12 protein-coding genes and 1 pseudogene are annotated in these 12,881 nt (G+C 69.7%); 7 read left to right on the top strand and 6 right to left on the bottom strand.

The window, feature by feature from the left end; genetic code table 11:
* Positions 1-105 precede the first annotated feature (105 nt).
* The 4 genes from ACIBP6_RS34890 (at position 106) to ACIBP6_RS34875 (ending at position 4,304) form a co-directional block, all read left to right on the top strand.
* Positions 106-846 (top strand): GntR family transcriptional regulator, encoded by a 741-nt coding sequence (locus tag ACIBP6_RS34890; RefSeq protein WP_132620236.1) that lies wholly within the window; start codon positions 106-108, stop codon positions 844-846.
* A 46-nt stretch (positions 847-892) separates the two neighbouring features.
* Positions 893-2,275, top strand: coding sequence for a PTS transporter subunit EIIC (locus ACIBP6_RS34885; RefSeq protein ID WP_397058076.1), 1,383 nt, complete (start codon positions 893-895; stop codon positions 2,273-2,275).
* 108 nt (positions 2,276-2,383) lie between these two features.
* Entirely contained in the window at positions 2,384-3,667 is a 1,284-nt protein-coding gene (locus tag ACIBP6_RS34880) for a PTS transporter subunit EIIC (RefSeq protein ID WP_397058075.1), read from the top strand.
* Positions 3,668-3,875: 208 nt separating this feature from the next.
* Positions 3,876-4,304 carry an Rv3235 family protein gene (locus ACIBP6_RS34875; protein WP_397058074.1) on the top strand — a complete coding sequence of 143 codons (429 nt, stop codon included), beginning with the start codon at positions 3,876-3,878 and terminating at the stop codon, positions 4,302-4,304.
* 87 nt (positions 4,305-4,391) lie between these two features.
* On the opposite strand, the gene ACIBP6_RS34870 is transcribed toward ACIBP6_RS34875, so the two are convergent.
* Entirely contained in the window at positions 4,392-5,084 is a 693-nt protein-coding gene (locus ACIBP6_RS34870; RefSeq protein ID WP_397058073.1) for a hypothetical protein, read from the bottom strand.
* A gap of 308 nt (positions 5,085-5,392) precedes the next feature.
* Positions 5,393-8,182 (bottom strand): preprotein translocase subunit SecA, encoded by a 2,790-nt coding sequence (gene secA / locus ACIBP6_RS34865; RefSeq protein WP_397058072.1) that lies wholly within the window; start codon positions 8,180-8,182, stop codon positions 5,393-5,395.
* A 225-nt stretch (positions 8,183-8,407) separates the two neighbouring features.
* On the opposite strand from secA, the gene ACIBP6_RS34860 reads away from it, so the two are divergent.
* Positions 8,408-8,668 carry an HGxxPAAW family protein gene (locus ACIBP6_RS34860; protein ID WP_132623617.1) on the top strand — a complete coding sequence of 87 codons (261 nt, stop codon included), beginning with the start codon at positions 8,408-8,410 and terminating at the stop codon, positions 8,666-8,668.
* Positions 8,669-8,886: 218 nt separating this feature from the next.
* Complete coding sequence (locus ACIBP6_RS34855) at positions 8,887-9,054, top strand: cation:dicarboxylate symporter family transporter (RefSeq protein WP_397058071.1); 168 nt, start codon at positions 8,887-8,889, stop codon at positions 9,052-9,054.
* On the opposite strand, the gene ACIBP6_RS34850 is transcribed toward ACIBP6_RS34855, so the two are convergent.
* Together ACIBP6_RS34850 and ACIBP6_RS34845 are read right to left on the bottom strand one after the other, a co-directional pair.
* Complete coding sequence (locus tag ACIBP6_RS34850; protein WP_397058958.1) at positions 9,035-9,550, bottom strand: hypothetical protein; 516 nt, start codon at positions 9,548-9,550, stop codon at positions 9,035-9,037. The genes ACIBP6_RS34855 and ACIBP6_RS34850 overlap by 20 nt on opposite strands.
* 13 nt (positions 9,551-9,563) lie before the next feature.
* Positions 9,564-9,791, bottom strand: a pseudogene (locus ACIBP6_RS34845) (NAD(P)-dependent oxidoreductase); the annotation flags it as partial.
* A gap of 278 nt (positions 9,792-10,069) precedes the next feature.
* Here ACIBP6_RS34845 and ACIBP6_RS34840 point away from each other — a divergent pair.
* Positions 10,070-11,248, top strand: a complete 1,179-nt coding sequence (locus tag ACIBP6_RS34840) for a winged helix-turn-helix domain-containing protein (RefSeq protein WP_397058070.1) — start codon at positions 10,070-10,072, stop codon at positions 11,246-11,248.
* Positions 11,249-11,287: 39 nt separating this feature from the next.
* On the opposite strand, the gene ACIBP6_RS34835 is transcribed toward ACIBP6_RS34840, so the two are convergent.
* Positions 11,288-11,986: a response regulator gene (locus tag ACIBP6_RS34835; protein ID WP_132620779.1), complete on the bottom strand. Its 699-nt coding sequence runs from the start codon at positions 11,984-11,986 to the stop codon at positions 11,288-11,290.
* Between the two features lie 170 nt (positions 11,987-12,156).
* A complete protein-coding gene (gene hpf / locus ACIBP6_RS34830) occupies positions 12,157-12,825 on the bottom strand; it encodes a ribosome hibernation-promoting factor, HPF/YfiA family (RefSeq protein WP_397058069.1) in 669 nt (222 codons plus the stop codon).
* Between the last annotated feature and the right edge of the window lie 56 nt (positions 12,826-12,881).

Here is a 12,881-nt window from a genome sequence, read left to right as displayed (position 1 = left end):
CATGGCGGCTTGGACTTGACCGACTTTCGCGACATGTGGTCTAGTCCGGACTAGACCAGTACGAACCATAGCCCATTACCCAAGGTCAGCACGAGGGGAGGATGAGTGCCGCACATCGATCCGGACAGCCCGGTGCCCAAGTACTTCCAGCTCCGCGAGATCCTGCTGGACCTCATCGACAGCGACGAGCTCAGCATCGGCGCGGCCATTCCGTCCGAGCGCGAGCTGTGCCAGCGCTTCGGGCTGTCCCGGATGACCGTGCGCCAGGCCGTCGACCACCTGGTCTCCGAGGGCCGCCTGCACCGGGTGCCCGGCAAGGGCACGTTCGTGGCCCGGCCCAAGATCGAGCTGGCGCTGCAGCTCACCTCGTTCACCGAGGACATGCGGGCGCGCGGCATGATCCCGGGCTCGCGCGACCTCGACCGCCGCGTCGTGCGCGCCAGCGCCCACCTGGCCAAGGAGCTCGGCATCCCGCCGGGCGAGGAGGTCCACTTCATCGAGCGGCTGCGCACCGCCGACGGCGAGCCGCTGTCCATCGAGCGGGCCCACATCCCCGTCAAGCTCGCGCCCGACCTCGCCTCCTTCGACCTCACGGACACGTCCCTGTACGAGCTGCTGGAGCGCCGCTACGGCCTGGTCATGGACGCCGGCGAGCTGACCATCGACGGCGGCATCGCCGACCCGAGCGACGCCGACCTGCTGAAGCTCTCCCGGGGCGGCGCCGTCCTGCTGCTGCAGCGCAGATCGTTCTCCGGCGGCGTCTGCGCGGAGCTGGGCGTGTCCACCTACCGCGCCGACCGCTACCAGCTGCGCACCCTCCTCGAAATGCCCGCCCGAAGGGGCTGACCCCCATCTCCCCAGCGAGGCCCTGACCCGCCTCGGAGGATCGCCGGTGAACGAGACCACCGCCGCCCGGCCTTCGCCGTTCGCGCGCGTGATGACCGTGCTCCAGCGGCTGGGCCGCTCCCTGATGCTGCCCATCGCCGCCCTGCCGTCGGCGGCGCTGTTACTGCGCTTCGGCCAGCCCGACATGCTCGGCTCGAACGGCGCCGAGCCGGGCGGCCTGGCCGACGTGGCCGGCCTGGCGTGGCTGAACGAGGTGGCCGGCGTGCTGGCCGCCGCCGGGGCGGCGCTGCTGGAGAACCTGCCGCTGCTGTTCGCCGTCGGCGTCGCGATCGGCTTCGCCCGCAAGTCCGACGGCTCCACCGCGCTCGCGGCCGTCGTCGGCTACCTGGTCTTCGACCGGGTCACGAAGGTGATGTTCGCCGAGTCCGGCATCCGCGACACCGTCGTCATCAAGCAGGCCCTGCCGCAGGGCGGCTTCCAGGAGATCATCGACTACGGCATGCAGAACCCCACCAAGGTCCTCGGCGGCATCGTCATGGGCCTGGTGGCCGCCCTGCTTTGGCAACGTTTCCACCGCATCAAGCCGCCCTCGTGGCTGGCCTTCTTCGGCGGGCGGCGTTTCGTGCCCATCGTCACCTCGATCGCGGCGTTGCTCATCGGCGTGGTGTTCGGCTGGCTCTGGCCGGTCCTCGGCGAGTGGATCCGCCACGCCGGCGAGGCCCTGGCCGCCGTCGGCCCCGTCGGCACCGGCGTCTACGGCCTGGTCAACCGCCTGCTCATCCCGTTCGGCCTGCACCACTTCGTCAACTCAGTCGTCTGGTACGTCGTGCCGCAGTGCGACGTCGGCGGCCGGGTGCTCGGCGGCGACTGGAACTGCTACTTCGGCGGCGACCCGCACGCCGGCCAGTTCATGGCCGGGTTCTTCCCCATCATGATGTTCGCCCTCCCGGCCGCCGCCCTGGCCATGTGGCGGGCGGCCCCCGCGCACCGGCGGGCCACGGTGGGCGGCATCATGCTGTCGGCCGGGCTGGCGTCGTTCGTCACGGGCATCACCGAGCCGATCGAGTTCGCGTTCATCTTCGTCGCGCCGCTGCTGCTGGTGGTGCACGCCGTCCTGACGGGCCTGGCCATGGCGCTCACCACGCTCATCGGCGGCCAGCTCGGCTTCGGCTTCTCCGCCGGCCTGCTCGACATGCTGCTGAACGCCGGCAAGTCGAACACCGAGAATCTCCCGGGCATCCTCGTCCTCGGCGTGGCCTACGGCGTCGTCTACTACGTCGTGTTCTCGTTCCTCATCCGCAGGCTCGACATCCAGACCCCCGGCCGCGAACCCGACCCCGACCCCGACCGCGACCCCGATCGCGACTCCGCCCCTCACCCCGACCCCGGCCCCGGCTCCCACCCCGGCTCCGGCTCCGGCGAGACCTAGCGCCGCCGTCCCGCGCGCACGGTGGGCCGGGCGTTTCCGGCAGATCGGCCGCGGGGTAGAAATCCGGCATCCCCCGCGACGCGACGCACCTGCGGGGGGAGCACGGCCATGGGCACGGCCACGGCCTGGTCATCGACGTTCGCCGTGCTGCAGCGCATCGGCCGTTCGCTGATGATGCCGATCGCGGTGCTGCCCGCCGCCGGTCTGCTGTTCCGCTTCGGCCAGGAGGACATGCTGGGCGCGGGCGGACTCGGCGGCGCCTTGCCGTGGCTGCTCCCGGTGGCCCGGGTCATGGCCGCGGCCGGTGGCGCGCTCTTCGACAACCTGCCCCTGCTGTTCGCCGTCGGCGTCGCGATCGGCTTCGCCCGCAAGTCGGACGGCTCCACCGCGCTCGCCGCCGTCGTCGGCTACCTGGTCTTCGACCGCGTCACCAAGACGCTGTTCTTCGACGCCGGCGAGGGCGCCGTCCACACCAAGGTCACCGTGATCCTGCGGAACGGCACTCCGACGCTCGACCTGGGCGCGCAGAACCCCACGGGCGTGCTGGGCGGCATCGTCATCGGCATCACCGCCGCCCTGCTCTGGCAGCGTTTCTACCGCTTCAAACCGCCCTCGTGGCTGGCGTTCTTCGGCGGCCGGCGTTCGGTGCCCATCATCACGGCCGTCGCCGCCCTGCTCCTCGGCGTGCTGTTCGGCCTGCTGTGGCGGCCGATCGGCGACGGGCTGTCGGACGTCGGCGACTGGCTCTCCGCCCACGGCACCGCCGGCGCCGGCATCTACGGCGTCGCCAACCGCCTCCTCATCCCCGTGGGCCTGCACCACTTCCTCAACACCATCGTCTGGTTCACCCTCCCCGAGTGCCGCGCGGGCGTGAACGGCGCCATCCGGGACGCCGCGGGCGACCTGAACTGCTATTTCGCCGGCGAGCAGGGCGCGGGCGTCTTCATGACCGGCTTCTTCCCGGTCATGATGTTCGGTCTGCTGGGCGCGGCGCTGGCGATATGGCGGGCCGCCCCGCCGGAGCGCCGCTCGTCCGTCGGAGGCATCATGCTCTCGGCCGGGCTGACCGCGTTCGTCACGGGCATCACCGAGCCGCTGGAGTTCGCCTTCATCTTCGTCGCGCCCGTGCTGTTCGCCGTGCACGCGCTGCTGACGGGCCTGTCGATGGCCCTGATGGCGGAGCTGGGCGCGCGGCTCGGCTTCACGTTCTCCGGCGGGGCCATCGACATGCTGCTGAACGCCGGCAAGTCCAACACGCACGGCCTCCCGCTGATCATCGGGTTCGGCCTGGTGTACCTGGTGCTCTACTACGTGATCTTCAGCGTGCTGATCCGGGTCATGAAGCTGCCCACTCCCGGCCGCGAGCCCGCCGAGCCCGCCGAGCCCCGTTGAGGGCGACCGTTCCGGGTCCTCTGCCGCGCCCGTAATTCCGGACGAGGGGCTCCAGCTCGACCCCCACTTCTCCCGCAAAAGCGCACACATCCCTGGCCGCGGGCCGGGAAGTTGGCGCCGTCTGTATTCCTGCGCCGGGCCGAAAACTCCTAAGCACGATTCCTTCTCCCCCGAGCCCACTCCCCCGAGCCCAGGAAACGGAGGACGCGTGTCCCCCCGCATCGCCCTCACCCCCACCCCGGAGCCGCCCTACGACGGCGAGAAGTCTCCGCAGACCCGCGGCGCCCTGGCCCTGGACACCCGTCCCCTGGTCTGGGGCCCGCCCGGCGCCCTGCCCGACGAGCGCGGGCTGCGCCACCTCGGGCAGGCGCTCGCCGAGGTGCTGGCCGGCCGCCGCCCGCCGCGGAGCGTGGCCGACCGGCTCACTGAACGCGCCTACCGGGACCTCGTCAGGGCCGGCCGGATGATCCACACGGGCCACCCGCCGTTCGCCGGAGGCGTCCGCGTGACGGAGCCCCGCGACGGCGCCATCGAGATGTGCGTCCTGATCCACTGCGGCCACCGCACCCACGTCCTCGCCGTACGCCTCGAACGCCACGGCACGCGGTGGCTCTGCACCGACTTCGAAACGGCCTGACGCAGCCCGGGCGAGCGTCCTGCCTGCTCCGTAGAGACCTCGGCCAGCGGCACCTCCGGACCCACCTGCTCCTTCGTAGCCGGCGTCCTACTCATGAGGAAGCAGGTAACGCCACGACAGCGCGACGTGCTCGCCGGTTGACGTGCGATAGACGTGCCACGATCCGTCATGCGGTATCAGCCGGGCGATCGTGTGCGCCTTGTTGCCCTTGTAGTCCTCGCTTCCCGAGCTCCCCTGAGTCCGGGGCGGCAGAGGGACGCCTTCCGGCAAGGGCTGCGCGGGCGCCGCAGGTGCCGTGGACTGCTCGCTGAACAGCCGAACGCGGTCGGTGGAGTAGTCCCGGCCCAGCCCGGCGACACGTCCGGCCAACTGGGCGAGGCGGTCGCGGGCGGTGACGAGCGCGGCATCGTAACGGGTTTCGGCATGCTCCAGATAAGGCACGTACACCTCACGCATCCCGTCACCGCCGTCGACGCCGAGAACCGTGGCAGGCGCGTCGAAGATCCTCCGTGTTCCCGGCCGGGGCGAGGCGGTGGCGGGCTGCCCTGCCAGATCGTGATCCAGGGCCTCGACGAGAGCGTCTATCTCGGCGGGTGGGAGGCGCAGCTCGTGCGCGGCATCGGCGATGACCCGGCCGTCCGCGTACACCACCAGCCTGGGAGGGCGGACAGGCGCGCGGCCGGTGGCCGTCAAACCGCCCACGCGCAGCCACTCGGCGACCGGGCGCGGCGCGGCTCGGGCCGCGCCCGGCTCAGCCACCGGCCGGCCGGTTCCTTCCATGGTCCCGGCTTCTTCGACACCTGTGCCGCCACACGCCGCCAGCACCACTACGAGAGCGACGCCCCAACTCCACCTCATACCCATAGAACGATCATCTTCGGCGCCCGGTTCAGATCCGCAGCCCGGCACCCATCAGGGCTGTGCGCGGCGGCGATCGACCGGACCGACACCGCACGCGCCGAATCGGCCTGGAAGGAGAACGCGAAGAGGCCTCGGCCGCCCGTGCAGGGCGGCCGAGGCCTCTTCCAGCGTCCTTCAACTCCCGCGCGGTTCGCGGGTTGGCGCCGGGACGAGCCGGTCCTGTGTTGTCAGGCCGCGTTCTTCGGGTCTCCGTGGCAGCGCTTGTACTTCTTGCCCGACCCGCACGGGCACGGCGCGTTACGCTCCACGTTGCCGTACTGCGCCCGCTCCTCCTGGGTCGTGCGCACCCGCACGTGCTCGACGTCGCCCTGCTCGCCGGGCGCGGAGTATTCGAGCTCGGCCGGACGCTCCGGGCCCCGCAGGCCGCGCGCGATGATCGAGCGGGTCTCCGCGATCGCCGCGTCCTCCTCCTCGACGATCGGGTTGGCCTGCACCTCCACCTCGAGGTTGAACAGGAACCCGACGGAGTCCTCCTTGATGCCCTCGAGCATCGCCGAGAACATCTCGTAACCCTCGCGCTGGTACTCGATCTGCGGGTCCTTCTGCGCGTAGGCCCGCATGCCGATGCCCTCGCGCAGGTAGTCCATCTCGTAGAGGTGCTCGCGCCACTTGCGGTCGAGCACCGAGAGGATCACCCGGCGCTCCAGGTCGCGCATGGTCTCGCCGCCGAACTCCTCTTCGCGCCTGTCATAGGCGGCGAGCGCGTCCTGCTTGACCCGCTCCGTGATGAGCTCGGCGGTCAGCTCCTCGCGGCCGCCGGCCTCCTCGACGATGTCCTCGACGCGCACCGAGATCGGGTAGAGCTTGCCGAACGCGGCCCACAGCTTGTCGAGGTCCCACTCCTCGGCGAAGCCCTCGGACGTGGCTCCCGCGACGTAGCCGTCGATGACGTCGCCGATGAAGCCGCGCACCTGCTCGTGCAGGTCGGCGCCCTCCAGCACCTTGCGGCGCTCGGCGTAGATGACCTTGCGCTGGCGGTTCATCACCTCGTCGTACTTCAGAACTTCCTTGCGGATCTCGAAGTTCTGCTGCTCGACCTGGTGCTGGGCGGAGGCGATGGCCTTGGAGACGATGCCGGACTCGATCGGCTGGTCGTCGGGGATGCTGAGCCTGGTCATGATCATCTCGACCCTGGCCGAGTTGAACAGACGCATGAGGTCGTCGCCGAGCGACAGGTAGAAGCGCGACTCGCCGGGGTCGCCCTGACGGCCGGAACGACCGCGCAGCTGGTTGTCGATGCGACGCGACTCGTGCCGCTCGGTGCCGAGGACGTAGAGGCCGCCGAGCTGGGTGACCTCGTCGTGCTCGGCCTTGACCGCCGCGCGCGCCTTCTCCAGCGCCTCGGGGTAGGCCTTCTCGTACTCCTCCGGCGTCTCGACCGGGTCGAGGCCGCGCTGGCGCAGCTCCTGGTCGGCGCGGAACTCGGAGTTGCCGCCGAGCATGATGTCGGTGCCTCGACCGGCCATGTTGGTGGCCACGGTGACGGCGCCCTTGCGGCCCGCCTCGGCGATGATGGAGGCCTCACGCTCGTGGTTCTTCGCGTTGAGCACCTCGTGCGGCACGCCGCGTCCCTTGAGGGCCCTCGACAGCCGCTCGGACTTCGCCACCGAGGTCGTGCCGACGAGCACCGGCTGGCCGCGCTCGTAGCGCTCCTTGATGTCCTCCACGACCGCGTCGAACTTGGCGTCCTCGGTCTTGTAGACGACGTCGGGCTGGTCCTTGCGGATCATCGGCCGGTTGGTCGGGATCGGCACGACGCCCAGCTTGTACGTCTTGTGGAACTCGTTGGCCTCGGTGACCGCCGTACCGGTCATGCCGGCCAGCTTCTCGTAGAGGCGGAAGTAGTTCTGCAGGGTGACCGTGGCGAGCGTCTGGTTCTCGTCCTTGATCTTGACGCCCTCTTTGGCCTCGATGGCCTGGTGCATGCCCTCGTTGTAGCGGCGGCCGTGCAGGATGCGGCCGGTGAACTCGTCGACGATCAGGACCTCGCCGTCGGCGACGATGTAGTCCTTGTCCTTCTTGAACAGCTCCTTGGCCTTGAGAGCGTTGTTCAGGAAGCCGACGAGGTGGGTGTGCTCGGGCTTGTAGAGGTTGTCGATGCCGAGCCAGTCCTCGACCTTCTCGACGCCCGCCTCGAGGATGCCGACCGTGCGCTTCTTCTCGTCGACGACGTAGTCGCCGGTGCTCTCCTCGCCGGGGTTCCTCGCCTCGACGCCCCTGCGCAGGCGCGGCACGATCTTGGCGAACTCGGTGTACCACTTGCCCGACTGCTCGCCCGGACCGGAGATGATCAACGGGGTGCGGGCCTCGTCGATGAGGATCGAGTCGACCTCGTCGACGACCGCGAAGAAGTGGCCGCGCTGCACGCACTCTTCGAGCGACCAGGCCATGTTGTCGCGCAGGTAGTCGAAGCCGAACTCGTTGTTCGTGCCGTAGGTGATGTCGGCCTGGTACTGCTTGCGCCGTTCGTCGGGCTGCTGGCCGGAGATGATGCAGCCGACCTCGAGGCCCAGGAAGCGGTGGACGCGGCCCATCGTCTCCGCGTCGCGCTTGGCCAGGTAGTCGTTGACCGTGATGACGTGGACGCCCTCGCCGGCCAGCGCGTTGAGGTAGGCGGGCAGAGTACAGGTCAGCGTCTTGCCCTCACCGGTCTTCATCTCGGAGATGTTGCCCAGGTGGAGGTTGGCCCCGCCCATGATCTGCACGTCGTAGGGCCGCTGGCCGAGCACGCGGCGGGCGGCCTCGCGCACGGTCGCGAACGCCTCGGGAAGCAGATCGTCGAGGGTTTCGCCGTCCTTGTAGCGCTGCTTGAACTCGTCCGTCAGCGCTCGCAACTCCGCGTCGGACAGGCTCGTGAAGTCGTCCTCGATGGAGTTGACCTGGTCTGCGATCCGCCTGAGCTTGCGCAGGATCTTGCCTTCGCCGGCACGTAGGATCTTGTCGAGAATGGCTGCCACTTTATGTAAAGCTCCTCGCAGGTCTACCCCGGCGGCGCCGCCAGGAGGAGAGGCCGAGACAAACTTCCCCGCCTGCCATCGTAGGCGGTTCTGCAACCAGACACAGCCACCGTGCCGACGAGGGCACGAGCCCTGTCTGGGAGAATGGGTTTCAGGCAGAGGGTATGCCGGTTGAGAGCCGGCTCGCACGGGTAAGCGGGATAACCGGCAAAGGAAGGATGAGTCATGGTTGAGGGGAAGAAGTCGGAGCAGACCGAGAATCTCGGCAGCCACGGAGGGCGCGCGTCCTCGTGGCTCGCGGTGACGGTGATGCTGGTGGGCACCATCGTGGCGGGCTTCGGCCTCACGGCCGCCAACTGGACGCTCGTCTGGATCGGCGCCGGTGTGTTCGTCGTCGGCGGAATCCTCGCCCTCGTCTTCGATATCTTCACCGACGTCGTGATCGACGCGCCCCGCGTGGGGATGCACGCGGAAGATCACCGCTGAAACGGTTTCACCGGCGGGCGCCCGACATCCGGGTCGCCCGCCGTTTCCATGTCCGGCAGTCGAATGTCCGCGTTCGGCCACGTAATGTCCATGCTCCGGTCGGGAATGTCCTGTCGTGACCTCCGGGCGTGTCGCCCCGGGCATACGACCGCACAACGGCGCCGCCTTACGGAACGTGCGCCCATTCTCGCGGAATGCGATTCGCTCGTCTTTCACGGATGAAACGCCGGCGCCTCCCGCACGACGACCGCCTGGCGATACCGACCGGTTACTCGTTCGACCTGGACGGCGCCACCCTGTATCTGTCGATCTGCGTCCTTTTCCTCGCCCAGGCGCTCGGGGTCGGCCTCAGCGTCGGGGAACAGATCACCGCCTGCCCGTCCTGATGCCGACGTCCACGAGCATGGCGGGTGTGCCGGAGCCGTCGTTCCTGGCCCTGTCGGCGACGGTGAGCGCCATCGGCCACGCCCTCCCGGTCGCGGCCGTGGCGCTGCTGCTCGGCGCCGACCGGATCACGGACTCGATGCGGGTCTCGGTGAAGATGCGCGTCACGGACTCGATGCGGGTCTCGGTGAAGATGCGCGTCACGGACTCGATGCGGGTCTCGGTGAAGATGCGGGTCACGGACTCGATGCGCGGCTCGGACTCGATGCGCGGCTCGGTGAAGACGCGGGTCTCGGTGAACATGATCGGCCGCTGCGTCGCAGCCCTCGTCGTCGCGAACCGGGAGGGCCGCCTCGACCCACGCGGTTCTCTCCGGCACCTCCCGTACCACAGCTCTTCTCCCGCGAGATAGGGCTCCAGCCGGGCGTGGATCAGGCGCAGCATGCGTCGCCCGGAGGCCGGGGTGCTGCCCGCGACGTGGAAGGGAGTCTGGGCCATGTCGCGGGAGTCCATGCGGGGTGATCAGCACGCCGGGAGCGCTCCACAGCGGGTGATCCTCGGGCAGCGGCTCGGGCGCCGTCACGTCGAGCGCGGCCCGCAGCCTGCCGGTCTTGAGCTCCGCGACCAGGGCGTCGGTGTCGACGACGCCGCCCCGCGCGGCGTTGACCAGCACGGCGCCGTCCTTCATCCGGGCGAGGAACTTGGCGTCCACCATCCCCGCCGTGTCAGGCGTGGCCGGCACACCAGCAGCTCCGTCTCGAGCCGGACCCGCACCTTCACCGAACCCCGGACGGCCCCGACAGCCCGGCCCGACCACCCGCCTGACCCACCTGGGCCCCGACGCACGACCGGTCCCAAGCCGATCCCGCCCGCGACGCGGCGTGCCGCCCCTGGAGGTCCAGCAGCCGGAGGCGTCGTGCCGGGATGTCCCGGGGCGTTCGGCCCCGACGCGGGCGCGTTTATTGTCGGTGGGCGCCGTTAGATTGCTCGCATGCATCGCCGTACGGAAACGCCGTCATGATCGACCTGACCGCCGACGAGGCGCGCCGCGTCATCCTGCGGGCGCAAGGGCTGATCGGCGCCGACGCCCGCAAGGGCGGAGTGCAGGGCATGCTGCGCCGCCTGGGCGCCGTGCAGCTCGACACCATCTCCGTCCTGGCCCGCTCCCACGAGCTGGTCGCCTACGCCCGGCTGGGCGCGGTGGGCCGGCCGACGGTCGAGCGCGCCTACTGGCACAATCCCGCGCGCAGCTTCGAATACTGGTGCCACGCCGCCTGCATCCTGCCCATCGAGCACTGGCCCCTCTACTCGTTCCGCCGCCGCGCCTACCGCGAGCGGCGCTACCGCTGGCACGAGGTCCCCGACGGGGTGGAGAAGCTGCTCGACCAGGTCCGCGACTCCGGCCCGCTGACGACCTCCGACGTCGGCGGCGCCAAGAACGGCGGCCCCTGGTGGGACTGGTCCGACGCCAAGATCGGCCTGGAGTGGCTGCTCGACATCGGCGAGCTGGTCTGCACCCGCCGGGTCGGCTGGCGCCGCGTCTACGACCTGGCCGACCGCGCGGTCCCCGCCGGCCTGCTGGCCGAGGACCCGTCCGACGAGGAGTGCATCACCCGCCTGGCCGCCATCGCCGGTCGCTCGCTGGGCGTGGCCAACCGCAGCGACCTGCTCGACTTCCTGCGCCTCAAGGGCCGCTACGCGGCGATCCTCGACGAGGTGCTGCTCAGCGGGGCCGCCGGGCTCGTTCCCGTGACCGTCTCCGGCTGGCCTGCCGGCAAGAAGGGCCAGGGCAACGCGTGGGCCGACCCCGCCGCCGTCGCGTCCGAGCCGCGCGGGCGTCACCGCACGACGCTGGTGTCGCCGTTCGACTCGCTCATCTGGCATCGGGGCCGCACCGAGCGGGTGTTCGGGTTCACCTACACGCTGGAGCTCTACGTCCCCAAGCACAAGCGGGTGCACGGCTACTTCACGATGCCGGTGCTGGCCGGAGGCCGCCTGATCGGCCGCGTCGACCCGGCGCGTGAGGGCTCCACCCTGGTGGCCCGGCAGGTCCACCTGGAGCAGGGCCTGTCCCCCGCCCGGTGGGCCGACGCCGTGCGCGAGGCGCTGTGGTCGGCCGCCGACTGGGTGGGCTGCGACGCCGTACGCGTCGAGCGCGCCGACCCGCCGGAGCTGATCCCTCTGCTCAACGCATGAGAGCGGCGGCCGACGCCGGCCGCCGCTCCCGGGGGGCGGTCAGGTGATCTCGAGCATGCGCTCCCTGACCGCGTAGACCACGGCTTCCATCCGCGAGTGCAGCTGCAGCTTGTCGAGAATGTTGCGGACGTGGTTCTTCACGGTGTTCTCGGAGATGAAGAGCTGCTTGGCGATCTCACGGTTGTTCATGCCCTTCGCCACCAGCCGCAGGACCTCCATCTCCCGTTCGGTCAGACGGGGGACGGGAAGTTGGGGCGGGCGTTCGGACTCCTTGCGGCTCATGGAGGCGAACTCGTTGATGAGCTTCGCCGCCATCGCCGGGTTGATTAACGACTGGCCTTCGTGCACGCCGCGGACCGCGGCGGGGACGTCGTTGATCTGGACGTCCTTCAGCAGATAGCCGGTCGCTCCCGCCTTGATGGCCTCGAAAAGATCCTCTTCCTCGTCGCTCACCGTCAGCATGATGATGCGGGTGCTGGGGACGGAGGCCTTGATGCCCTTCGCCGCCTCGATCCCGTCCTGCCGGGGCATGCGCACATCCATGAGGGCGACGTCCGGCATGAGGCGGTCGGCCAGTTCGACCGCCTCCTGCCCGTCGCTCGCCTCACCGACCACCTCGATGTCGGGCTCGGCGGCCAGCGCCAACGCCAGGCTCCGCCGGATCAGCTCGTGATCGTCAACGATCAGCACGCGGATCGGCTCGTCAGCTGACGTGCGGGACTCGCCAGACTCTGTCACGAGGCCTCCTTGATGCGCCTCGCGACCGTCTTTCCCTCGCTTCGCTCGCTCACCTGAACCTGACTGAGCTCGCTCACGTCTCCTCCTCGTCGGGGGCCAGAGCCGTTGAACCGCCATGATGGCACGTACCCGCGGTTCTCGGGTGGTCGAGAAGATCTTTTAGCGCGCGATCAGGGCTCTACGAGCCGCAACACGCCGTAGTTGTACCCGCGTCTGTTGTAGACGACGCAGGGCTGGCCGCTCTCCTTGTCACGGAAGAGATAGAAGTCGTGGCCGACCAGCTCCATCTCCAGCAGGGCCTGGTCGATCGTCATGGGTTCGGCTCGGTGGAACTTCTCCCTGACGACGAGCGGACCCTCGCCGTCCATCTCGATGGGGACGATGTCGTCGTAGAGCTGGTCGTTCTTCTGCTGGTACTCGTCCTCGTCAGGCTCTGCCTGCTTGGGGACGGCGGGTTCGGTGCGGGGCTCGGGGCCGGCGGCGGCCGGAAGCGTCGCGGTGATCTCCGCCAGCGAGGGCGGGCAGTGGTTGCCGTGGTGGACCTTGCGCCGGTCGGCCAGCCTGCGCAGGCGGCCTTCCAGCTTGTCGAGGGCGAGGTCGAGGGCTGCGAACCGGTCATCGGCCGAGGCTTCGGCGCGGATGGCCGGCCCTCGGGAGTGAATGGTGAGCTCTACGCGCTCGCGCTGGTCGGCGAGTCGCGGGTTACGTTCCTTCGAAACCTCCACGTCGACTCGGATGAGTTTGTTGTCCAGACGTTCGATCCTGGCCAGCTTGGTCGTCACGTGGTCTCGGAACCGATCACTCACACCTGTGTGCCGGCCCTTGACGATGATGTCCATGCAACAGCCCCCCTTCGTCTAACGACTGAGCAAGAGCGCCCGACCACCTGCGCGCC

It is taken from the genome of Nonomuraea terrae (assembly GCF_044465245.1).
In the GTDB taxonomy this organism is placed as follows: Bacteria; Actinomycetota; Actinomycetes; order Streptosporangiales; family Streptosporangiaceae; genus Nonomuraea; species Nonomuraea terrae.
This window is presented reverse-complemented; position numbering and strand designations above follow the sequence as displayed.

What these genes read in the sequence shown, in the direction of transcription:
- ACIBP6_RS34880 (WP_397058075.1), top strand. Translation starts at nt 2,384, where the DNA reads ATGGGCACGGCCACGGCCTGGTCATCGACGTTCGCCGTGCTGCAGCGC.
- ACIBP6_RS34870 (WP_397058073.1), bottom strand. Translation starts at nt 5,084, where the DNA reads ATGGAAGGAACCGGCCGGCCGGTGGCTGAGCCGGGCGCGGCCCGAGCC.
- ACIBP6_RS34860 (WP_132623617.1), top strand. Translation starts at nt 8,408, where the DNA reads ATGGTTGAGGGGAAGAAGTCGGAGCAGACCGAGAATCTCGGCAGCCAC.
- ACIBP6_RS34855 (WP_397058071.1), top strand. Translation starts at nt 8,887, where the DNA reads ATGAAACGCCGGCGCCTCCCGCACGACGACCGCCTGGCGATACCGACC.
- ACIBP6_RS34850 (WP_397058958.1), bottom strand. Translation starts at nt 9,550, where the DNA reads ATGGCCCAGACTCCCTTCCACGTCGCGGGCAGCACCCCGGCCTCCGGG.
- ACIBP6_RS34840 (WP_397058070.1), top strand. Translation starts at nt 10,070, where the DNA reads ATGATCGACCTGACCGCCGACGAGGCGCGCCGCGTCATCCTGCGGGCG.
- hpf (WP_397058069.1), bottom strand. Translation starts at nt 12,825, where the DNA reads ATGGACATCATCGTCAAGGGCCGGCACACAGGTGTGAGTGATCGGTTC.